The sequence below is a fragment of the Galactobacillus timonensis genome (assembly GCF_900240265.1).
In the GTDB taxonomy this organism is placed as follows: Bacteria; Bacillota_I; Bacilli_A; order Erysipelotrichales; family Erysipelotrichaceae; genus Bulleidia; species Bulleidia timonensis.
Genome location: NZ_LT964739.1, coordinates 432,251 through 454,342, shown reverse-complemented (window position 1 = coordinate 454,342; position 22,092 = coordinate 432,251). Strand labels below are relative to the sequence as shown.

Genomic DNA, 22,092 nt, shown 5'->3' with positions numbered 1-22,092 from the left:
CCTCCTACCGTGCCAGCACCAGCAGATGTTTCCAGGCACTGTTCAGCAGCAGACTGTACATTGCAATGGCAAATGGTTTGCCTAACAGAATAATGGTCGTGAAGCTTCTCCATGACATCGTCGTCGTTCCCGCAAGATAACACAGGAAATCGTCCGGAGCTACTGGGGAAAAGATGGCCAGCGCAAACAAACGTTCATAACGCAAAGCCTCCGTTGTCCAGCCGTCATACTTATCTAACAGTTTCTGGCTGAAGAGCATCTGTAACAAAGGCCGGCCATAGCTTTTCGATAGTGCAAAGGCAAGCATCGAGCCGATGCAGATGCCGATATAGTTGTACAGAAACCCTTTGAATGCCCCAAAGAGAATCACCCCCGCAAGACAGCTGACACCACCGGGAAGAATGGGAATCACAACCTGAACAATCTGAAGAAGAATGAATAACAGCGCACTGACTATGGCGTTTCTCGCAACGATTGCCGCAAGCGCCTGCTGTGACGTAAAGACACCACAGCGAAAGCCCCAGATGGCAATTCCAACACATACTGCCAGTCCTGCCAGAGACAGCCAGCGCATCATGCTTTGGAATGCACAGCGGCTCATGCACCGTACCTCTGCTGTAAATCGGTCTCTATAAAATGACGCTTTGTTACCATCATCGTTTTCTCCGTTCTCTGCCAAAGAATACCATGGGATTATTAACGGAACTTTTGGGAAAGCTTAAGAACACCTTAATTTGGAGAAAAGAAAGATGATTCATGAAAGAATAGGCTGGTTTTTTGACAGTTAAACACATGAAGGTGCAGGCCGTCCTGGGAGTATTTGCGTTTTTCCTATGAAAAATGCAGAAATAATTGCATTATTCATGCGAATAATGCAACACCTGCTGCGTTGGAAAATGGAAACGAACCGTAAACCATTACTGGTGAGCTGCCCAGGGCTAAAGCACCTGGTGTTTACTCTGTTTCCCTCAAAAAAATGTTGGTGAAAATATTGCCAGCGGGACACATATCTATTCCTTGCCGTTGTATGAGCTGTTCCGGCTGAAGGAGTATTTTCAACGGTAAGCATCGCGGCGGATTCATAAAGCCGGTATTTAATAAAGATAAAAAAGAAGGCTCTGGTGAATGTGCCAAAGCCTTCGCGTTTTTTGTTTTTTGGTGCCTGTTTACGTATCCTTTGACGGATCTTATTCCGCAAATTTCCACGCCGTTTCCAGAGCGATTTCCATCATATCCGTAAAACCGTTCTGGCGCTGCTCGGCGGTCAGTGCCTCCGGTTTAAAGAGGTGATCGGAAATGGAGAGAATCGAGAGCGCCTTCTTATGGTTGACAGCCGCTTCCCAATACAGGCCCGCCGTCTCCATTTCGACGCACAGATGGCCATAGTCACGCAGCTTTTCGTTCAGGCCCGGCTGCGGATAGTAGAAGAAGTCTGATGAATAAACCTTGCCGACCTTGTACTTGACACCGTTTTTCTTTGCGGCTTCGACAGCTGTTTCAAGCATGTCATAGTCGGCGCAGGCAGCCAGCTGTCCCGGTACGCCATAGGCGTTGCCATAGTTGGAATTGCTCGAAGCTGCTTCCGCAATGACGACATCCATCGGATCCACATCCATGTCCAGGCCGCCGGCAGAGCCGATGCGAATGACGCATTCGACGCCGAACTGTGTAAACAGCTCATGCGTATAGATGCCGATGGAAGGAATGCCCATGCCATGGCCCATGGTCGAGATCCGCTTGCCCTTGTAGGTGCCGGTGAAGCCCAGCATGTTCCGGGTGTCGTTGAAGCACACGACGTCAGTCAGATAGCGGTCAGCCAGCGCCTTTGCGCGCAGCGGATCACCCGGCATCAGGACAACCTTGCTCAGTTCATTCTTGACGACGATGGAAGCGGAGATACTTTCTTTTGGTGTCATTTCCTTTTTCCTCTTTCTATAGTTTCAGTTACCTGTTGAACAGTTTCTTCAGATTCACATCAAACGGCGGATAGACGATGCCGCGCTCCGTCACGATGCCGGACAGCAGGCTGTGATCCGTTACGTCAAAGGAGGGATTGAACTTGTCGATCTCCTTCAGGATCATCGGCTCCTTGTACCACATCGATCCGATTTCTTCCGGATCACGCATCTCAATATGAATGTCGGCACCGGTCGGCGTATTGAAGTCGATCGTGCTCGAAGGACCGAGGGTATAGAAGGGGATGCCGTAGTACTTTGCAAGAATGGCGACGCCGCTTGTTCCGATCTTGTTGGCAAAATCGCCGTTTGCCGCGATGCGGTCGCAGCCGACCATGACGCACTGAACTTTGCCCTGCTTCATGACGAGGCTTGCCATGTTGTCACAGATGCTTGTCACCGGGACACCGGCTTTGTATAGCTCAAACGACGTGAGACGGGCGCCCTGAAGAAGGGGACGTGTCTCATCGGAATAGACATGAATGTGCATGCCCTTTTCCTGTGCCATGTACATCGGCGCTGTCGCCGTACCGTAACCCAGGCAGGCAAGATATCCGGCGTTGCAGTGGGTAAGGATGCCGTCACCGTCATGGAGAAGGGTGACGCCGTATTCCGCAATCTTCCGGTTCATGGCGAGATTTTCTTCGTCAATGGTCTTCGCTTCCTGCACCAGTCTGTCGGCCAGCGTCTTCGGATCTTCCGGATGATCTTCGACAAACTTTTTCATCCGCTTCAGTGCCCAGGACAGGTTGACTGCCGTCGGACGGGAGGTGTTGAGATAATCGGCCTGCCTGTCGAAGGCTTCCTTGAAGGCTTCATAGGACAGGTCTGTCTCTTGCTTGGCGAGGACCGCCATCGCATAGCCGGCGAAGACGCCGATCGCAGGAGCTCCGCGCACCTGCAGAAGCTTGATCGCATCCCACATCGGCTTCTCTTCGCTCAGGGTGAGATATTCTTCATGATTTGGAAGTTTCGTCTGGTCGAGGATGACGACACTCATCGCATCGTCGGCCAGCCGGATGACATCGAGCTGTTTACCGTTCATTGCATAGTTCCTCTTTCGTACCGTTCTATTTTAAATTGCGGATCGGAAGCTGACAATGTACGAATCTGCCAGTAATGAAAACATTTTCAGAAAATGGATGGTTGACGCCATGTCAAAACCGGATTAACATTAGGCCATACAGAAACCAACGACGAAGACGAGTAGCGTATGCGGCTTGCCGCAAGAGAGTTCCCGGGTGGTGCGAAGGGAGCCGGCAGACATTCGTGAATGGACTTCAGCAGGGCTGCCTGAACGGAGTGATCCAAGTACGGCGGACGGGGATCCGGCCTGTTATCAGTCGGACACGCATGATGGTGCGCGAAGCGAGCGGACATGTCCCAAGAAGGCATGTCAATCAGGGTGGTATCGCAGAAGTTTACCGGCTTTTGTCCCTATGAGGGATGAAAGCCGTTTTTATTTCAGAGGAGTCGGGCAGCTCTTCTGACATCTGCCGCCTTGCAAAGGAGAATGGTTATGTCTAACAAATCTATGATCAATCGTATTGCGGCAGCAGCTTTGACTCTCTCTCTTGCGGCGTGCGGATCTTCGTCCGCTGCCACCGCTTCTTCCTCTTCATCTTCGGCTTCTTCTACTGCGGCTGCAGCAGCTTCTTCCGGAGCCTCCTACAAGGTGGCGATCGTCAAGCAGCTCGATCACGCGTCACTCGATGAAATCGCCAATGCCATTACGGCGGAACTTGACCGTCTCGCGGCTGAAAACGGCGTAACGATTGATTATGGCGAAGTTTACTCGGGACAGAACGATGCGACAACCCTGCAGCAAATCGGTTCCCAGGTGATTGCGGATGATGTCGATGTCATCATTCCGATCGCAACCCTGGCGGCCCAGACAATGACCGTTGCGGCTCAGGATACCCAGACGCCGGTTGTGTTTGCGGCAATCTCGGATCCGGAAAGCGCAGATCTGACCGGCCTTGACTATGTGACCGGGACATCCGACGCTCTCAATACGGAACAGATCATGGATATGATCTTCATGGCGAATCCGGATGCGAAGAAGATCGGCCTTCTGTATTCCCAGTCGGAAGCCAACTCGGCTAAGCCGATTGAACAGGCAAAGGAATATCTCGATGCCAAGGGCATTGAATATGTCGAAGCGACGGCGAATACCAATGACGAAGTCATCACGGCTGCTTCAACACTGATTTCGGATGGTGTCGATGCCGTATTTACGCCGACGGACAATGTGATCATGGCTGCGGAACTTGCGATTGCGCCGATGTTTGCGGATGCGGGCATCCCTCACTATACAGGTGCCGATTCCTTCGTTCGCAACGGTGCCTTCGCTACCTGCGGTGTCAACTATACGGATCTTGGTACAGAGACGGCGGATCTTGCCTATAAGGCATTGACCGGCGGTATTGAATCGACCGGCTACGCAGGCACCTATGAAGTGATGCCAGGCGGAATCATTACGGTTAACAGTGAGACGGCTGCGGCGCTTGGACTCGATGGATCGATCTTCGATTCCCTCGGCACACTCAGCGAAGTAACAACGACAGAGGAGTAAAGTTCTCACATGGCAGGAATTCTTGAAACGGCTCTGCAGCTCGGCAGTATCTATGCGCTGACGGCACTTGCCCTGTTTATCAGCTATCGCATCCTGGATATCGCTGATCTCAGCACCGATGGATGCTTCATTCTGGGGATGGCGGTATCGGTTCATGCCGCATCCCTGGGCCATCCGTGGCTCGGCATTGTTCTGGCCCTGATTTCGGGCTGGGCCGTTGGCTTTGTGACAGCCTTTCTGCAGACGCGTCTAGCGGTTCCTTCCATTCTGGCCGGTATCGTTACCAATACCGGCCTTTACACGGTGAACCTGATGGCCATGGGCTGGAGAAACAATCTGTCGCTGCTCAAGACGGATACGATCTTTACCCTGTTTACGGTTGGCGGCGATTTCTCTTCGCTGTTACTGTCGGGGATTGTGCTTGTTGTGTGCATGGTGTTTGTGCGCTGGTTCCTGTCGACGCGGCTCGGTCTTTCCTTAAGGGCGACAGGCGATAACAGCGCCATGGTATCGGCTTCCTCAATCAATCCGGCGTTTATGATCACGATCGGACTGATGATGGCCAACGGTTTTACGGCGCTCTCCGGCGCCCTGATCGGTCAGTATCAGCGCTCCAGTGACATTAATGCCGGTACGGGTATCGTGACGATTGCGCTGGCTACGCTGATCATCGGCGAAGTGCTGGTGCAGGGAAAGAAGAGCCTTACCCGCGGCATCATCGGCTGCTTTGTGGGAAATGTCGTCTACCGCATGATCTATGCGATTGTGCTGCGGACGCGCATCGTTCCGATCGAGGGTCTGAGACTGATGACGGCGATCATCGTGGCCATTGCCATAGCGGCACCGGAAATCCGGCGCAAGGCCGCGCTTCATCAGAGAATCCGGAAGGAGATGCGTGACGATGCTTAAGCTGGAACATATTTCCAAGACATTCAATCCCGGAACGCTCAATGCAAGGACGGCGCTCGATGATCTGTCCCTGACGGCGGAAGACGGGGATTTCATTACGATCGTCGGCGATAACGGGGCCGGCAAGAGTACATTGTTCAATGCGATTGCGGGCCGCTTTCTGATTGATTCGGGGCGGATCATTCTCGATGGACAGAACATTACCTTCGTCCCTGAATACAAGCGTGCCAGGTACATGGGCCAGATGTTCCAGGACCCTTTGCGCGGAACGGCTCCGCATATGACGATTGAAGAGAATCTCGCGATGGCTTACCTGCGTGCAGGTGAGTCCCATGCCTTTTCACGGATCACAAAGAGGGACGAAAAGCTGTTTCAGGAAAAGCTGGCGGCTCTGAACATGGGGCTGGAAGACCGTATGCATACGCCGGTTGGTACACTCTCCGGCGGGCAGCGGCAGGCGCTGACCCTTCTGATGGCGACAATCGTTCCGCCGAAGCTGTTACTGCTCGATGAACATACGGCGGCACTTGATCCAGCGGCGGCCGAAAAGATCATGAACCTGACGAAGCAGATTGTCGCTTCCCAGCATACGACCTGTCTCATGGTGACCCACAACATGCACCAGGCGATTGATACCGGCAACCGCATTCTGATGATGCGGCAGGGGAAGATCGTACTGGATGTCAAGGGCGAAGAAAAGGCGCATCTGACGATTGAGGATCTGCAGAAGAGGTTTAAAGAATCCGCAACCGCTCTCGATAATGATCGTATACTGTTGTCGGAGTGAGAGGATTCTATGGCAAAGAAGGAAGATAAAACCAATGCGATGCGGATGCTGGATACTGCCGGCATCATGTATCAGGTTCATACATACCCGGTAGAGGACGGGGCCATTGATGCTGTATCGGTGGCGAAAAAGTGCGGCGAAGATCCGGAACAGGTGTTCAAGACGCTGGTGACCCAGGGCAGTGATCATAATCACTATGTCTTTGTTGTGCCGGCTGAGGAATATCTGGATCTGAAGGCGTGTGCACGTGCCGTCGGTGTGAAGGCGGTGGAAATGATTCCGCAGAAGGAACTGCTGAAGACGACCGGATATATTCATGGCGGCTGTTCGCCGATTGGAATGAAGAAGAAGTTCGTTACGGTCTATGATGAGACGATTGTGCTGTTTGATACGGTGCTGGTTTCGGGCGGCCGGGTTGGTCTGCAGGTGGAAGTGGCGCCGGATGATCTGTTGAAAATTACCGATGGAGTTACGGCACCGATTGGAATTGACTGAGGCAGGGACTATCATAGACCTTGAAGGCAGGTTTTTTGTATGAAATGTCCGCAATGTGGATTTGAAAATAAAGAGACGGCACTGTATTGTGCAAACTGCGGTGCGAAGCTGGAACGTGTGCCGGAAGCTGTGGAAGATGCTTCTTCGGATACCGGTGTGAAGGAAGAAAATGATGGTATTTCCATCATGGCGCTGCACAAGGACCCGGAGCCGGTGGAGACGAAAGAGGTGACGGTTCATGTGGCGCCGGTGAGTGAGTCTGCGCCAGTGCCGCCAACGACGCCAGAGGAGCCGCAGGAGGCAGAGATCTCTTCGCAGCCGCAGGAGCTTTCGGAAAAGGAGCAGCGCCAGAAGGAAATCAAGGATCTTCCGCGCCGCTATCGTCCGATTTCCATGTGGGGCTATCTGATTTATCTTCTGTTATTAAGCTTTCTGCCGTATGTCATTGGTGCGCTTCTGGTGAAGTTCTACAGCGGTGCTGTCAGCGGTATCTGGAAGACGGTGCTGTCGATCAGCGGACCTCTTCTGCATGCGCTGCTTCTGCTGTTTTTCTCGTTTGTGCCGCGGAATGTCAATGTCCGTGCATTTGCGCGTGCATGGTTCATTTTTCTGACGATTATTATTCTGGTTCTGCTGTTTACGGGACATCTGGATCAGATGATTACGTTCCTTGAGAGTTTTCCGGTTCGGTGAACGGGCGGGTTATTGTGAGCGAAAATTACGAAAATATAATAAATATACTATTTTGTGGAAACTTTTCATATCGACATGTGATATAAAACAAATATAATATTTTTTCACTTGCGGAGAGGGAAGGAATTCATGTCAGTATCAAAGAAGGTGCGCGCTGTTTTAACGCTCAGCAGCCGCAAGCAACAGGATTTTGCTGAATATTTAGGCGTCAGTAAGCAGGCGACCAGCGGAAAGTTCAGCCGTGATACGTTTACGGCGGCGGATCTGATTAAGGTGGCAGACCTGTGCCGATGCACGCTGGAATTTAGGCTTCCGGACGGAACGGTTATTCCGTTTGAAAAGTCGGATCTTGATAAAGATTCCGACTGAAGAAAAGACCAGGACACAAAAAGGCGGATTCGGGATGGATCCGCCTTTTTGTGAAGGTTAAAGTTTAAAGGTTAACTGTTCACTGTTCCGGTATTAGTCCTGCAGAAGATCGTAGTAGGAACCGACGACGTCGGCACTGTGACGCAGGGCTGCCTCTTCTTCTTCGTTGAGACGGATTTCGACGATTTCCTTGGCACCGGTACGATCGAGAATGGTCGGCACGGAGAGGAAGATGTCCTTGAGGCCGTACTGGCCGTTGAGACATACAGATACCGGATAAATGCGGTTCTCGTTGAGCAGGATCGACTTCAGAATGGCACAGGTGCTCGCGGCGATGCCGTAGGTTGTGTTGTGCTTGCGGTTGAAGATTTCCCAGCCTGCCTTTGTGGTCATGACGCGCAGCTGTTCAAGATCAATTTTGCCGGCTCTGGAACGGTTGTCGTTCATGACATCCGTCAGCTGCTTGCCGCCGATGGTTGCGGTGCTCCAGGCGACCATTTCCGAGTCGCCGTGTTCACCCATGACATAGGCGGACACATTTCTGGAGTCGAGATTGAATAGATTGCCAACCTCACAGCACAGACGTGCCGTATCAAGCGTTGTGCCGGAGCCGATGACCTGGCTGCGCGGAAGGCCGGAGAGCTTCCAGACATAATAGGCCATCAGATCAACCGGATTGGAAACGACGAGGAAGGTTCCGTTGAAGCCTGTCTCCATGACGGAGGAGACGATGGACTTCATCACCTTCTTGCTGGGAGTGAGCCAGGTGAGGCGGTCGTTGGAGGTATCCATCGGAGCCGATGCGGTGATAATGATGACATCCGCATCTTTGCATGCAGAGTAGTCGGAAGCGGATACTTTCATGTTGCGGTTCATGAAATGGACGGCATGGGTCAGATCCATTGCTTCGCCGACGGCTTTCTCCTTGTTCATGTCAATGAGGCACAGCTCATCGCAGAGACCTTCGTTGATGATGGTATAGGCACAGGTGGCGCCGACGTTGCCGGCCCCAATGATGACAACTTTTGTGCTGCGGATATTCATGGGAATTTTTTCCTTTCTCTTCTATTCTTTTCTTATCTTTGTTCTCGTTTTCCTGTGCAGAGCCAGAAATGCCGCTGCACATGTTCAAGTGTAGCGGCATTTGATGCGGTTTGGCAACGAAGTCAATGCGCTTCTTCGATGCGGATACTGCTGAGATAGGACTGGATCGCATCTATTGATGGAAGGGATCCTTCGGCCGCGGCTGCGGTACCGGCTGCCATCGACCAGCGCAGCGCATCTTCGAGTCGGTGGCTCGCGCTCCAGGTTCCGACAAAGGCGGCCAGCGACGTATCGCCGGCACCGGTCGTGTTCTTGACCTTGATCTGAGGAGACTTGGCGACGGCATGCCCCAGACCTCCGGCGAAGACGCAGCCTTCGGAACCCATCGTGAGAAGAACATTCTGGGCGCCTTTGGCAATTGCGGCCGCGGTCAGATCCATGGCATTGTTCAGATCCGCCTGGCAGTGAAGCAGGTCGCCAAGTTCCTCGAGGTTCGGCTTGATGAGCCATGGATGACAATAGGTCAGGTCCTCGAGGCGCATGTCGCGGGTATCAAGGATCAGCTTTGCGCCGGCATCGTTGACGATGTCCGCAATATCATAGAGGAAGGTGGTAGGCGTTCCCAGCGGCGCCTTTCCGGAGAGGATGACATAGTCGTCTTCCTGGAGTCCGGAGAACGTTTTGAGGAAGCTGTCGAGTTCTTCTTTGGTTACTTCCGGTCCGGGTGCGTTGAGAATGTATTCTTCTTTGCCGGTGATTTTGACATTGATGCGGCTGGCACCGGTGATTATGACGCTGCAATTATGAATATGCGGATAGGCTGAAATCTGGTCTAGGATGTAGGCTCCGGTCACTCCGCCCAGCAGGGCGTGCATCTGGCTAGCGACACCCATATTATTGAGAACGATGGAGCAGTTGATGCCTTTTCCGCCGGCTTCCATATGTGTTTCTTCGGCGGCATTGAGTTCGCCGGGTTTGATCCCGTCTGCCATGGACATGAAGTAGTCAACAGCAGGGTTCAATGTAATTGTATGAATCATGCGATACCTCCTGTTTCTTTTAATATAGTCAAAAAAGTGTGGCGGTGAACAGAGGGACGACAGGTGACGGAAATTGTTCAGACGGCCGGCGCACGGACTAATATACATGTATGGAAAATCCGATTCGAAATGCAGTGATTGAAGCGTTTGTCAATTTGTTGAAGAAAAAAAGTTATGAAGAAATATCCGTAGCCGAGATCATTCGTAAGGCACACGTAGGCAAGACAACCTTCTACCGGTATTTCCGCGATAAGGCGGACCTGATGGATGCCTACTTTCAAATGATCTATGATCAGGCCTTGACTGATGCAAAAGTGGATTCGCTGGAGGATCTTTTTGCGATACTGCTGCAGTCGGCACGCGATAATCCGGAGCAGTATGCGATGTTTCAGACCAGCGGGTACAATTCTTTCCGCAGCTTTATCTATCGATATACATATAAGATGGGAAAGGAAATCGTTGAAGCCGGCTGGGGACGGCCGCTCGATGAGGTCGAAGATCTTCATATTGCCTACTTCTGCGCTGGCGGATCGCAGATTATTGAGGAGTGGTGCCGCGGCACCAAATACGGTGACATCACTTCCCGACAGGCGGCGCAGGAAATTATGAAGATGATCAATGCGTCCTACCGTGTAAGGCTGAATGAAGAAATAAGAAAACGAATCCTGCAGAAAGAAAACTGATGGAACGAAAACGGACAATCGTTCCATCTTTTTCTATGCCGGCAATGCTAAGTTATTCACAAGACAGGAGGTATTCCATGAAGGACAATTATAAAATTATTATCTGGGGATTTGGTCAGGTAGGACGCTCGGCCCTGCAGATTATTAATGCACGAAAATCGCTGCAGCTGGTTGGCGTCTATGATGTTGATCCAAACAAGGTTGGAAAGGATGCCGGTGAAATATACGGCCTTGGCCATGCGGGCGTCAATGTTACAGACGATGTGGAGAAGCTTTTGAACACGGAGGCTGATATTGTTCTCTATTATCCATCGACCAAGTGGGATGAGGGCAAACTGCCATCTCCAACCTCGGTGACGGGGAATGTGGATGACATTGTCATGTTCCTGGAACATGGGAAGAATGTCAGCTCCACTTTGCCGGTGTTCTTCTCAGAGAAGAATGCGCCGGAGTACTTTAAAAGAATTGATGAAGCCGGAAAGGCGCATGGGACCACCTATACGCAGCAGGGTATTTTCCCGGGACTATTCACACCTTATTTTTCATCCATTACAGCGATGTTTTCGCGCAAGATCGATACAGCAATTGTTTACGGCGGTGAGGATGATTCGGTGAATTCTGCACCATGGATCGCTGTGTTTGGATATGGAAAAAAACCGGAGGACATCTCTGCCCAGCGGCTTGCGGTTGTAAAGAACATCATCTTTACGTACTACGGCCCAACCGTGATCGAGATGGCGGAACGTGCGGGGCTGGAATGGGATACGTACTCCTGTGAAGAGGAGACGATTCTTTCCCAGGAAGAAGTAACGACCCCTTATGCTCATGTGCTGCCTGGAACGATTGGTGCGCATAAATTTACGATGTGTACAAAGAAGGATGGGAAGGAAGTGACAGGATTCCATTTCATTCACAAGGCAAGTGCGAATATTCTGAAGGAGCTTCCGCTGGATAAATATATTGAGATCAAAGGTGAACCGGATGTGACGGTTCGTCTGGAAAACATTATTCCGGATGAGGATCCGTTCCTGACATCGGCTGCACCTTCGATTAATCTGATTCCGTCGATCGTTGATGCGGAAGGCGGCTACAAGAATGCGCTGGATATCCCGATGGGATACATGCCGCGCTAAGGAGGAAAAGGGTTATGATCGAATTGAAAAAAGAATATAAAGTCATCATCTGGGGTCTGGGCAGCGTTGGCCGCTCAGCTCTTCAGATTATCAATGAAAAGAAGTCACTGAAGCTTGTAGCGGCCTATGATGTGGACCCAAAGAAAGTGGGCAGGGATGCTGGTGAAGTATGCGGCTTTTCCCCGGCGGGCGTCATTGTCAGCAATGATCGTGAACAGGTACTCAATACGGATGCGGATATCTGCCTGTACTATGCGGCTTCCATGTGGGATAAAGGCAAGCTTCCGGATTTTGAAACATGCAGCGCGAATGTAAATGATATCGTTGATCTTCTGAATCATCAGAAAAACGTTACGACGACCGTGAATATCTATTTCTCGGAAAAGAACCAGCCGGATTATTTTAAGAAAATCGACGCGGCTGCCAAAGCTAACGGCGTCACCTTTACGCAGCAGGGTATTTTCCCGGGCTTCTTTACACCCTATCTGCCGACTGTTTTCGGTCTGCTGACGCGGAAAATCAACAAACTGATCGTTTACGGGGGCCAGGATGATTCAGCAAATACGGCGCCATGGGTAAACTTCCTGTGCTATGGAAAAACGGTGAAAGATATTCCAGCGGCCCAGTTTGCTTTTCTGAAGAGTCTGTTCTTTACCTATTATGGTCCGACGACGATTGAGATCACGGAGCGTCTGGGATTGCCATACGATGAATACCGGTGCGATGTGACGCAGATCCCTGCCGATCAAGAAGTCACAACACCGAATGCGCACATTCTGCCCGGGACCATTGGTACGCATCACTTTGTGATGGCAACGTACTACAAGGGACAGGAAGTAGTCGGCTTCCATTTCAACCATAAGGGATCGAATGAAATCCTGAATGATTACAAGTTGGACAAGGCGATTGAGATATTTGGCGAGCCGCATGTACGGGTGGATATTGATGGTATTATTGACCACAATGATCCGTTCCTTACCTCTGCTTCGCCGAATGTAAATATGATTCCTGCCATTGTGGCTGCTCAGCCGGGATATCAGGATGCGCTGGATATTCCTCTGAGCCGTCTGCCAGAATAATCGTTCATCGAATGATCACACTCCTGCCAAACGCAAAGGCAGGGGTGTTTTATATGGTGGGATGCAGGCTGACTGCTATCAAAAACGTGGATTTGTCAATGCTTGACTCAGGAATGAAACAGCGGTAAATAATAACCACTCAATTAATAAGGAAGGGAGAAAAAGGATGATCGAACGAATCCGACTGCTGATGCAGTCTATCCGTGAATTTAAGCGTGATACCATCCTGACGCCGGTAATGGTAATTGGCGAAGTTGTGATGGAAGCTTTGATCCCGTATACGATAGCGCTTTTGATCAATGAGATCCGCGATGGGGCGGGGGTTGACAGGATCCTTCATTATGCCTGGATTCTGATCGCCATGTCGCTGGTGTCGCTGCTGTTTGGATACCTCGCCGGTATTTTCTGCGCCAGCGCTTCGACGGGATTTGCCCGCAATCTGCGCCACGATGTTTTTGAAAAGGTGCAGGGTTTTTCGTTTGGCAATATTGATCACTTTTCCAATGCCTCTCTGGTCACCCGCCTGACCACAGATATTCAGAATGTGCAGATGGCCTTTATGATGATTATACGCACCGCTTTCCGGGCGCCGCTGAACCTGGTTTTTTCATTTGCAATGGCGTATTACATGGGTGGAAAAATCGCTCTGGCGTTCCTGGTGATTATTCCGGTTCTCGGTATTGGACTGTATATCATTGCGAAGAAGGCAATGAAGTATTTCCGGGTTGGCTTTCCGAAATTTGATGCGCTCAACAATTCGGTGGAAGAGAATATCAAGGGGATCCGGGTCGTTAAGAGCTATGTCCGTGAGGACTATGAGAACCAGAAGTTCCAGCATGCGTCGAAGGATATTAAGGATACCTTTACGAAGGCAGAGCGGATTCTGGCCTTCAACAGCCCTTTGATGCAGATATGCATCTATGGGATGATGCTGTTTCTGCTGTCCTTCGGTTCGTTTGAAATTATTACGACGGGGGGACAGGCACTTGACATCGGTCAGTTTTCAACGCTGTTGACTTACAGTTTCCAGATCCTTGTTTCGTTGATGATGATCTCGATGATCTTCGTTATGGTTACGTTTTCGGAAGAGAGTTCGCAGCGTATCTGCGAGGTGCTGCGCGAAGAGAGTACGATCGTTTCGAAGCCGGATGCGGTAATGGAAGTTCCCAATGGCTCCATTGATTTTGATCATGTGTCCTTCCGCTACAGCGCAGTTTCGGAGCGGCCGGTGCTGGATGATATCGATCTGCATATCCGGTCCGGCGAGACGATTGGCATCATCGGCGGAACGGGTTCGGCCAAGAGCTCGCTGGTACAGCTGATACCGCGCCTTTATGATGTGACGGAAGGGACGGTGCGCGTTGGCAAGGAAGATGTACGCAACTATGATCTGACGGTGCTGCGTGATGCGGTCGCAATGGTGCTGCAGAAGAATGTGCTTTTCTCAGGTACGATTGCGGATAACATTCGCTGGGGCGATGAACATGCCTCGCTCGAAGAAGTGAAACATGTCTGCCATCTGGCATGTGCAGATGAGTTTATTGACCAGATGCCCAAGGGCTACGATACCTGGATTGAGCAGGGGGGTACCAATGTTTCGGGCGGTCAGAAGCAGCGCCTTTGCATTGCCCGTGCCTTATTGAAGAAGCCGAAGATTTTGATCCTTGATGATAGTACGTCGGCGGTTGACACGAAGACGGATGCGATCATTCGGAAATCCATGCGGGAATATATTCCGGAAACAACGAAGATTATTATTGCGCAGCGGACGGCTTCTGTAGAGGACGCGGACCGCATCATTGTCATGAACAACGGAAAGATTGATGCGATCGGCACGAGCGAAGAGCTTCTCAGGACGAATAAGATTTATCAGGAAGTGTACTATTCGCAGAATAAGCAGGGCTATGAGGAAAAGCCGGCGGAGGTGATCGCATGAGTGAAAAAAATCAGAAGCGTGTGTTCAATCCAAAGGCCGGAACAACCCGGCGTCTGCTGAAGATGCTTTGGGGGTATTATCCGAAGATGATGCCGCTGATTTTGTGCCTGATTGTTTTGACGGCGGTAATTTCAGCGGTTCCGGCAGTGTTTCAGCAGAAAGTGGTTGCTGTGATTCAGGAAACCTGGGAAACACAGATGACCTGGGAACAGGCGAAGCCGCATATTATGCATTATGTACTGATCCTGGCTGGTTTTTATGTCATTTCCCTTATTTCCAGCTTTACCTACAATCAGCTGATGGCGATCTTTACACAGGGTGCTCTAGACAAGATGCGCGACCAGATGTTTGCACACATGGAGAGCCTGCCGATCCGTTACTTTGATACGCATAAGCGCGGCGATGTGATGTCGTACTATACCAACGATGTCGATGCGATGCGGCAGATGATTTCGCAGTCCTTCCCGCAGCTGCTCATCTCGGGAATTACGATTGTCGCTATCTTCTGCATCATGATCTACTACAGTATCTGGATGACGCTGGTCATTGTGGGGGGTGCCGTTGTTACGGTGTATCTGACAAAGGTACTTGGCGGAAAATCGGCACGCTTCTTCATGGCCCAGCAGAAAGCAGTCGGTGAGACGGAAGGCGTCATTGAAGAAATGATCAACGGCCAGAAGGTCATTAAAGTTTTCAACCACCAGAAGGAAGCGCAGACGGAATTCGATGCGGCAAATAACCGCCTGTATGAGGCGGCGAATATTGCCAACCGCTATTCCAATACGCTGATGCCGGTGCTTAATAACGTGAACTATATTGTGTACGTTCTGGTTGCGGTTGCGGGTGGCATTTTCATTGAAAAGGGTGTGCTGAATGTGTCTGTTTCCGGTCTGCCATTTTCGATCGCTGTCGTTGTTCCGTTTCTTGGAATGTGCCGTCAGTTTTCGGGCGCGATTCAGCAGGTTTCGCCGCAGATTAACTCGGTTGTCATGGGACTTGCCGGTGCTCAGCGCATCTTTCAGCTGCTGGATGAGAAGCCGGAAGAAGATGAGGGCTACGTTACCCTGGTCAATGTGACCGAGAAGCACGGGAAGCTGGAAGAAACGAAGGAGCAGACGGAGCTTTGGGCCTGGAAACATCCGCACAAGGATACCGGTGAAGTGGAATATGTTCCATTGAAAGGTGATGTGCGGCTGGTGGACGTTGACTTCTCCTATAATCCAGACAAGCAGATACTGCATGATGTTACGCTGTACGCAAAGCCGGGACAGAAGGTCGCCTTTGTTGGCGCAACCGGTGCGGGCAAGACGACGATTACGAATCTGCTGAATCGTTTCTACGATATTGCGGATGGTAAGATCCGCTACGATGGCATCAATATTAACAAGATCAAAAAGCCGGACCTGAGACGTTCCCTGGGAATGGTTCTGCAGGATACGGTTCTCTTTACGGGAACAGTCATGGAAAATATTCGCTATGGGCGTCTTGATGCGACGGATGGTGAGTGCATTGCGGCGGCGAAGCTGGCCGGCGCTGATTCGTTCATCCGCCATCTTCCGGACGGGTACAATACGATGCTCAAGGGAGATGGTTCCAGCCTGTCCCAGGGGCAGTGTCAGCTGCTTGCGATTGCGCGTGCTGCTGTTGCGGATCCGCCGGTCATGATTCTGGATGAGGCGACCAGCTCCATCGATACGCGTACGGAGCAGATCGTGCAGACCGGCATGGATCATCTGATGCAGGGACGTACGGTGTTCGTCATTGCCCATCGTTTGTCGACGGTCAAGAATTCGAATGTGATCATTGTTCTGGATCATGGCCGCATTATTGAGCGTGGGACGCATGAGGAACTGCTGGCGGCAAAGGGGCAGTACTATCAGCTGTACACTGGTGCGTTTGAATTGGAGTAAAAGCTGATTATTCTATTTGGCAGGGCTGCAATGCGTGGTCCTGCTTTTCGTTTGTACGCATGACTGTAGACGGACAGTAGTAGGCTCCTTTATAATCCGAATATGGATGTCGGGCATTGGGGCCCGCAAGTCGCCTTCATTGGGGCACTGCCGATGGCTTTGGCGGAACGATTACAGCAAAAGTAACCGTCGATGAGAGTGGAAAGATCACGGATCTTGTCCTGACGGGTGAGGATGAGACGCCGGACTCTGCACAGCACATGTACGTTTTCTGCTTCGTATCATATAAGTAAGGAGTGCTGAGATGAAAGGCTACAAGTTCAGATTAGAACCAAACGAAACACAGAAGAAGCAGATTCAGGAAACGCTGGATTCTGCTCGTTTTGTATACAATCGGTTTCTGGATCTGAACGAGTATGCGTATCAGACAGAAGGCATCCATCTTTCGTATGTGATGATGTGCTCACTATTGACGGATCTGAAGCAGGACCCTGAATATCCGTGGCTGAAGCAGGCTGACAGTATGGCACTGCAGACTGCGCTGAAAGATCTGGATGAAGCGTTTCAGAATTTCTTTGCCGGACGGGCAAAGTATCCGAAGTTCAAGACAAAGAAGCATGCGTATAAGTCTGCATATCGCACACGCAATCAGAAAAACTGCATTCAGATTATTGATAAGCACCATGTAAAACTTCCGAAGCTTGGCGTTGTCCGGGCCCGCATTTCAAGGGTTCCGCATGGCGTAATCAAGAATGCAGCAATTTCGCGGACCGCGACGGGCAAATATGAAGTTTCTTTCTGCGTGGATGAAATTGCAGTTCCGAAGACATCCGCCGGCGGAGAGATTGCCATTGACGTAGGGCTTGCCGAGTTCTACACAGATTCCCAAGGCCGCATTGTCGAGAATCCACGCATTCTTGCAAAGCTAAGCAAGAAGCTTGCCCGGGAACAGAGGAAGCTTTCGAGAATGTATGAGTCAGCTCGGAAAGCTGGTCGCCAGTTAAATAGTTGCATGAATTATCAGAAGCAGCGGATCAAGGTCGCAAAGATCCATGAACGTATTGTCAACACCAGAACCGACTTTCTGCAGAAGCAGAGCACGGCATTGGCTGATGAAAACCAAATCATCTATGCCGAGCATCTGAATATCCGCGGAATGGTCAGAAACCACAAGCTGGCAAAGGCAATCAGTGATGTGAGCTGGAGTGCGTTCTTCCAGATGCTGGAATACAAAGTAAAAGAACGTAACGGCTTTCTGATCAAAGTCGATACGTTCTATCCAAGTTCACAGATCTGCCATGAGTGCAGATACAAGAACCCGGCTGTGAAAGATCTGAAAGTGCGGAAATGGAACTGTCCGCAGTGCGGAGCCGTGCATGATCGTGATCAGAACGCTGCGCGGAATATTCTTGCCGAAGGGATTCGAATTCTCAACGAACCGCAGACTGCAGTTTCTGTAGTCTGAAATAAGTATTCGTACCGTGGGGCACACGGGAAGTAACGCTTGCGGAGAGAGTGTAAGACGGCTTGATGCCGCAGTTCTCAGCGAAGCAAGAATCCCACAGGCTTTAGCCGTGGGAGTGTCAAGCCGAATCATGATGGTAAGGATGATAATTATCTTGGCATGTGGCCAGGGCAGACCTATAACCTGGATGCGGATGGCGATGGAAGTGTGGAAGGGACACTTGAAGAAACGGAAGACAACTGGACGGTGCATCTTTCCGGGTTCAGGACGAAGCACCCGCCTGGCAGCAGCTACAAAATGAATTCCGGCACGTGGACTCAGGAAATGGATGCCTATGAAGACTGGTTTATTGGCCAGACGGCAGATGAGCTGAAAGGAAACTTTGCGGCTCTGTTCTCGGATGTAAATGGGCGGCCGCTCAATGGCAAAAGTGATAAGGAACAGGATGTCGCCAAGGCGGAAAAGCTGAATGATGAACAGAAGGCGCAGATAGATGCACTGAGTGGTGCAACGATGTCGCTGCAGGATGGGCATGGTGATATTGTTGGGGCTGTTGAAAGTTCCTATGCCAATGCAAAGGCTTCGTTGATTACCGCGAATTAATCGTTGATTGAAGTTATTGCCAGTGTCCGGTGTTCCGGATGCTGGCTTTTCTTTTACATGGAAATGCTGCGAAAGGATGCATGTGATTCATTGCGCTGCTTGTTTTTTCGGGTAGAATTGATAAATGATTTTAGGAGAACTATGATGGCTTTCAATACCCCGAAAAAAAAGAAGCGCTGGATTTGGATTGTGGTTGCGGCGGCAGTTGTGCTTCTGTATTCCTTTTATCGTGCTGGTCAATCAAAGGCGGCGGCTGCGCCGGAGACCGTGGTGCGGACGTATACCATTCAAAAGTCGAGTTTTAAAAATACCGTGACTGCGAATGGAACGGTTGAATCACAGTCCACGACGACCGTTTCAACATCGTCGACCAATACGGTCGCTTCAGTCAATGTCGAAGTCGGTGATACGGTGCAGGAAGGTGATGTGATTGCGACGCTCGATACGACAGACATCATGGACAGCATCGCGAAGCAGAATAAGGCCAACAGTGACAAGCTGGAGCAGATGGCCAAGGATGTGCAGAACAAGCTCGATGAAAAGAACTACGTCTGGGGGCAGAAGCCGGATGACAGTGTCGATCAGGACAGCGACATATACAAGAGCTGGGCGCATCAGTTTGCCAGTGCCAATGGCGCTTATTTCGATGCGCTGGATGATTACAATGATGCGCTGGCAAATGGGATTGATAATGATACGCTCAGTGATCTGCAGAAGCAGCTGGCTGACTGCACAATTAAGGCGACGGCGTCTGGAACAATTACGGAGCTGGATGCGACGGTCGGGGCGCGGATTACCAATGGGACGGTTGCCGTTATTTCTGATATTAATCATCTGCAGGTTTCGGTGATGATTGATCAGTATGACATTATGAAGATTGCCGTGGGCATGAAGGCAGAGGTGACAAGTGACGTTGTAGAAGGGGCGACGTTTGCGGCAACGGTCATTTCCAAGTCTCCGGTTTCGACGGGAAAGGGATATGAAGTTGTCTGTGCTCTGGATGATGAGACGGATCAGCTTTTGATCGGTATGGATGCGAAGGTTTCGATTCTCATTTCGGAAGAAAATGATGTTCTTCTGGTTCCGATTGATGCGGTGGGAACGGATGATGCGGGCAACCAGGTCGTTTATGTGCAGCAAAGTGACGGGACCTTTTCACCTGCAACTGTGACAACGGGCGATTCTTCGGACTATTACATTGTGGTTTCGGGAAATGGCATCGGGGAAGGTACCGTCATCAGGGCCAGTGCCGATGCGTCCCAGGCAGAAGTTACAGAAACGGCGGCGGCAGAGAATTCTTCCGGAATGTCCTTTTCCATGAATGACAACGGCGGCCCGCAGGGAGGAGAGCCGCCCAGTAGGGATGAAGGACAGCAGGGTGATGGACAATGAGTCAGGCAGAAGCCGTCATCACGATGCGCAGGATCGTCAAGACCTACTATATTGGTCAGCCCAATGAGCTTGAAATTCTGCATGGAATGGACCTTGATATTTATAAGGGTGAATTTGTTTCGATCGTTGGCGAATCGGGTTCGGGCAAGTCGACGCTGATGAATATTATTGGTGCGCTTGATCAGCCGACGAGCGGAAGCTATGTCCTCAATGGCACGGACATGATCCATGTGAAGGACAAGGAGGCTTCGCACATCCGCAACCAGGAGATCGGTTTTGTGTTTCAGACCTACAACCTGATCGGGCGTATGAATGCGTTAAAGAATGTGGAGCTGCCGATGCTGTATGCGGGAATGGACAGCAAGGCGCGTACCCAGCGGGCGATGGAATTGTTGAAGCTGGTAGGTATGGAAGACCGTATGAGGCATATGCCCAATGAGCTTTCGGGCGGTCAGAAGCAGCGGGTCGCGATTGCACGGGCCATGGCCAACAATCCTTCGATTCTGCTGGCGGATGAGCCGACGGGAGCTCTGGATTCGGCAACGTCGCGGGAAGTGATGGATCTGTTTCATGAGCTTCATCAGAAGCAGGGCGTGACGATCGTACTGATTACGCACAATATGCGTCTTGCGGAAGAAAGTGAGCGGATCATACAGATTGCGGATGGACGCATTATTGGGGAAAAGAAAGGGGACGGTGCTGATGACTCTGTTCGATAATATTTCGATGGCACTGGCCTCTTTGAAGTCGGCCAAGATGCGCAGCTTTTTAACGATGCTTGGCATTATCATTGGCATTGCCAGTGTAATTGCGATTATGACGATCGGTACGTCGCTGCAGGGATCGATTTCGGATTCGCTCAGTTCCTTTGGAATTACGAATATTACCTTTTCGGTGAGTCAGAAAAGCGAAGGGGATGGCACTCAGCAGCAGGATCCTGGTGAGGCTGTCTATGATGATAGTGGTCGTATGTTTCTGCGGGATGATATGCAGGAGTCGGACCTGATTTCAGATGATATGATCGCTGCATTTCAAACGGAGTTTTCGGATTCAATTGCGGGTATTGAGCTAACGGCAAACGGTGGTACGGCGACGATCAAAGACCACGGAAACAAGACGGATGTCATGATCTATGGCGTAAATCCGGATTATGGAACGATGGAATCGGTAAAGATGTATACGGGCCGCTTCATTAATGCGCAGGATCTGGATAAGAAGCGGGCTGTGTGTGTTGTTTCGGATGTGTTTGCGAAGAATCTGTTCGGCAGTGAAGATGTGATCGGTAAGACGATCGATGTAGAGATTTCGGGCTATACACGTGAGATGTACATTGTCGGCATCTATTCCTATGAGAATATGACGACAAACAGTGATACGAGCGATGTGACGACGACGCTTTATGTGCCGGTTACCTCTTTGAAGCGCTGGAGTGGTGACAAGAAGGGCTATGCGAGCATTGTTGTGCAGGCGGCGGGCGGCGTGGATACCAAGTCGTTCATGAGCCAAGGTCAGCAGTTTTTTGCAAGCTACTATGCGACCAACGATACCTATACGGTGCAGGCCTCGTCGCTGGAAGATATGTTGACGGAGATGACGAAGATTATGTCGCAGGTGACGCTTGCAATTTCGGCAATTGCGGCAATTTCTTTGCTTGTTGGCGGTGTGGGCGTGATGAATATTATGCTCGTAAGCATCACGGAGCGTACGCGGGAAATCGGTACACGCAAAGCACTGGGTGCGACCAGCAGTGAAATTCGTATGCAGTTTATTACGGAGGCGGTCATTATCTGTTTGATCGGCGGATTGATCGGAATCATTCTGGGTACGATTCTTGGTGCGATCGGTGCAGGTATGCTTGGATTTGCGGTGACGCCGGATGCGGGCGCGATTCTGTTATCGACCTTGTTCTCGACGGGGATCGGTGTGTTCTTCGGGTGGTATCCAGCCAACAAGGCGGCGAAGATGAACCCGATTGATGCGCTTCGCTACGAGTAAAAATCAACATTCTGTGGGATTTGTATAGG

General features: G+C 50.8%; 22 protein-coding genes. 17 read left to right on the top strand and 5 right to left on the bottom strand.

Features of this window, described 5'->3' with window-relative positions:
- Nucleotides 1-4: 4 nt before the first annotated feature.
- The 3 genes from C1714_RS02105 to mtnA form a co-directional block, all read right to left on the bottom strand.
- The gene (locus tag C1714_RS02105; protein WP_102341640.1) at nt 5-601 is read right to left on the bottom strand and encodes a TVP38/TMEM64 family protein; all 597 of its coding nucleotides are present in this window, start codon (nt 599-601) and stop codon (nt 5-7) included.
- A gap of 586 nt (nt 602-1,187) precedes the next feature.
- Nucleotides 1,188-1,916: a purine-nucleoside phosphorylase gene (gene deoD, locus C1714_RS02100; RefSeq protein ID WP_102341639.1), complete on the bottom strand. Its 729-nt coding sequence runs from the start codon at nt 1,914-1,916 to the stop codon at nt 1,188-1,190.
- Between the two features lie 28 nt (nt 1,917-1,944).
- The gene (mtnA, locus tag C1714_RS02095) at nt 1,945-3,000 is read right to left on the bottom strand and encodes an S-methyl-5-thioribose-1-phosphate isomerase (protein WP_102341638.1); all 1,056 of its coding nucleotides are present in this window, start codon (nt 2,998-3,000) and stop codon (nt 1,945-1,947) included.
- A 474-nt stretch (nt 3,001-3,474) separates the two neighbouring features.
- Here mtnA and C1714_RS02090 point away from each other — a divergent pair, with 474 nt between their 5' ends.
- The 6 genes from C1714_RS02090 to C1714_RS02065 all read left to right on the top strand — a co-directional run bounded on the left by C1714_RS02090 (nt 3,475) and on the right by C1714_RS02065 (nt 7,783).
- Nucleotides 3,475-4,530: an ABC transporter substrate-binding protein gene (locus C1714_RS02090; protein ID WP_210115233.1), complete on the top strand. Its 1,056-nt coding sequence runs from the start codon at nt 3,475-3,477 to the stop codon at nt 4,528-4,530.
- 9 nt (nt 4,531-4,539) lie between these two features.
- Complete coding sequence (locus tag C1714_RS02085; protein ID WP_102341636.1) at nt 4,540-5,439, top strand: ABC transporter permease; 900 nt, start codon at nt 4,540-4,542, stop codon at nt 5,437-5,439.
- Entirely contained in the window at nt 5,432-6,226 is a 795-nt protein-coding gene (locus C1714_RS02080) for an ABC transporter ATP-binding protein (RefSeq protein ID WP_102341635.1), read from the top strand. The genes C1714_RS02085 and C1714_RS02080 overlap by 8 nt, the downstream gene beginning before the upstream one ends.
- A 9-nt stretch (nt 6,227-6,235) precedes the next feature.
- A complete protein-coding gene (gene ybaK, locus C1714_RS02075) occupies nt 6,236-6,721 on the top strand; it encodes a Cys-tRNA(Pro) deacylase (RefSeq protein WP_102341634.1) in 486 nt (161 codons plus the stop codon).
- A 39-nt stretch (nt 6,722-6,760) separates the two neighbouring features.
- Entirely contained in the window at nt 6,761-7,414 is a 654-nt protein-coding gene (locus C1714_RS02070; RefSeq protein WP_102341633.1) for a zinc ribbon domain-containing protein, read from the top strand.
- Between the two features lie 129 nt (nt 7,415-7,543).
- Nucleotides 7,544-7,783, top strand: coding sequence for a hypothetical protein (locus C1714_RS02065; RefSeq protein WP_102341632.1), 240 nt, complete (start codon nt 7,544-7,546; stop codon nt 7,781-7,783).
- A 93-nt stretch (nt 7,784-7,876) separates the two neighbouring features.
- Here the strand turns inward: C1714_RS02065 and C1714_RS02060 are convergent, their stop codons facing one another.
- On the bottom strand, nt 7,877-8,827 hold the full coding sequence (locus C1714_RS02060) for an L-lactate dehydrogenase (protein WP_102341631.1): 951 nt from the start codon (nt 8,825-8,827) through the stop codon (nt 7,877-7,879).
- Nucleotides 8,828-8,949: 122 nt separating this feature from the next.
- On the bottom strand, nt 8,950-9,867 hold the full coding sequence (locus C1714_RS02055; RefSeq protein ID WP_167849897.1) for a 1-phosphofructokinase family hexose kinase: 918 nt from the start codon (nt 9,865-9,867) through the stop codon (nt 8,950-8,952).
- A gap of 110 nt (nt 9,868-9,977) precedes the next feature.
- Here C1714_RS02055 and C1714_RS02050 point away from each other — a divergent pair, with 110 nt between their 5' ends.
- The 11 genes from C1714_RS02050 to C1714_RS02000 all read left to right on the top strand — a co-directional run bounded on the left by C1714_RS02050 (nt 9,978) and on the right by C1714_RS02000 (nt 22,063).
- Nucleotides 9,978-10,550, top strand: coding sequence for a TetR/AcrR family transcriptional regulator (locus C1714_RS02050; RefSeq protein WP_102341629.1), 573 nt, complete (start codon nt 9,978-9,980; stop codon nt 10,548-10,550).
- Nucleotides 10,551-10,627: 77 nt separating this feature from the next.
- Nucleotides 10,628-11,683 carry a hypothetical protein gene (locus C1714_RS02045; protein WP_167849896.1) on the top strand — a complete coding sequence of 352 codons (1,056 nt, stop codon included), beginning with the start codon at nt 10,628-10,630 and terminating at the stop codon, nt 11,681-11,683.
- 14 nt (nt 11,684-11,697) lie between these two features.
- A complete protein-coding gene (locus C1714_RS02040) occupies nt 11,698-12,762 on the top strand; it encodes a hypothetical protein (RefSeq protein WP_102341627.1) in 1,065 nt (354 codons plus the stop codon).
- A 166-nt stretch (nt 12,763-12,928) separates the two neighbouring features.
- Entirely contained in the window at nt 12,929-14,698 is a 1,770-nt protein-coding gene (locus C1714_RS02035) for an ABC transporter ATP-binding protein (protein WP_102341626.1), read from the top strand.
- Nucleotides 14,695-16,608 carry an ABC transporter ATP-binding protein gene (locus C1714_RS02030; RefSeq protein ID WP_102341625.1) on the top strand — a complete coding sequence of 638 codons (1,914 nt, stop codon included), beginning with the start codon at nt 14,695-14,697 and terminating at the stop codon, nt 16,606-16,608. The genes C1714_RS02035 and C1714_RS02030 overlap by 4 nt, the downstream gene beginning before the upstream one ends.
- Before the next feature lie 116 nt (nt 16,609-16,724).
- Nucleotides 16,725-16,901, top strand: a complete 177-nt coding sequence (locus C1714_RS02025) for an FMN-binding protein (protein ID WP_102341624.1) — start codon at nt 16,725-16,727, stop codon at nt 16,899-16,901.
- 11 nt (nt 16,902-16,912) lie between these two features.
- On the top strand, nt 16,913-18,073 hold the full coding sequence (gene tnpB, locus C1714_RS02020) for an IS200/IS605 family element RNA-guided endonuclease TnpB (protein ID WP_102341623.1): 1,161 nt from the start codon (nt 16,913-16,915) through the stop codon (nt 18,071-18,073).
- Nucleotides 18,074-18,232: 159 nt separating this feature from the next.
- On the top strand, nt 18,233-18,676 hold the full coding sequence (locus C1714_RS02015) for a hypothetical protein (RefSeq protein ID WP_102341622.1): 444 nt from the start codon (nt 18,233-18,235) through the stop codon (nt 18,674-18,676).
- Nucleotides 18,677-18,820: 144 nt separating this feature from the next.
- Complete coding sequence (locus C1714_RS02010) at nt 18,821-20,068, top strand: efflux RND transporter periplasmic adaptor subunit (protein WP_167849895.1); 1,248 nt, start codon at nt 18,821-18,823, stop codon at nt 20,066-20,068.
- The gene (locus C1714_RS02005; protein WP_102341620.1) at nt 20,065-20,787 is read left to right on the top strand and encodes an ABC transporter ATP-binding protein; all 723 of its coding nucleotides are present in this window, start codon (nt 20,065-20,067) and stop codon (nt 20,785-20,787) included. Before C1714_RS02010 ends, C1714_RS02005 begins: the two co-directional genes overlap by 4 nt.
- Nucleotides 20,771-22,063 (top strand): ABC transporter permease, encoded by a 1,293-nt coding sequence (locus tag C1714_RS02000; RefSeq protein WP_102341619.1) that lies wholly within the window; start codon nt 20,771-20,773, stop codon nt 22,061-22,063. The genes C1714_RS02005 and C1714_RS02000 overlap by 17 nt, the downstream gene beginning before the upstream one ends.
- Nucleotides 22,064-22,092: the final 29 nt, after the last annotated feature.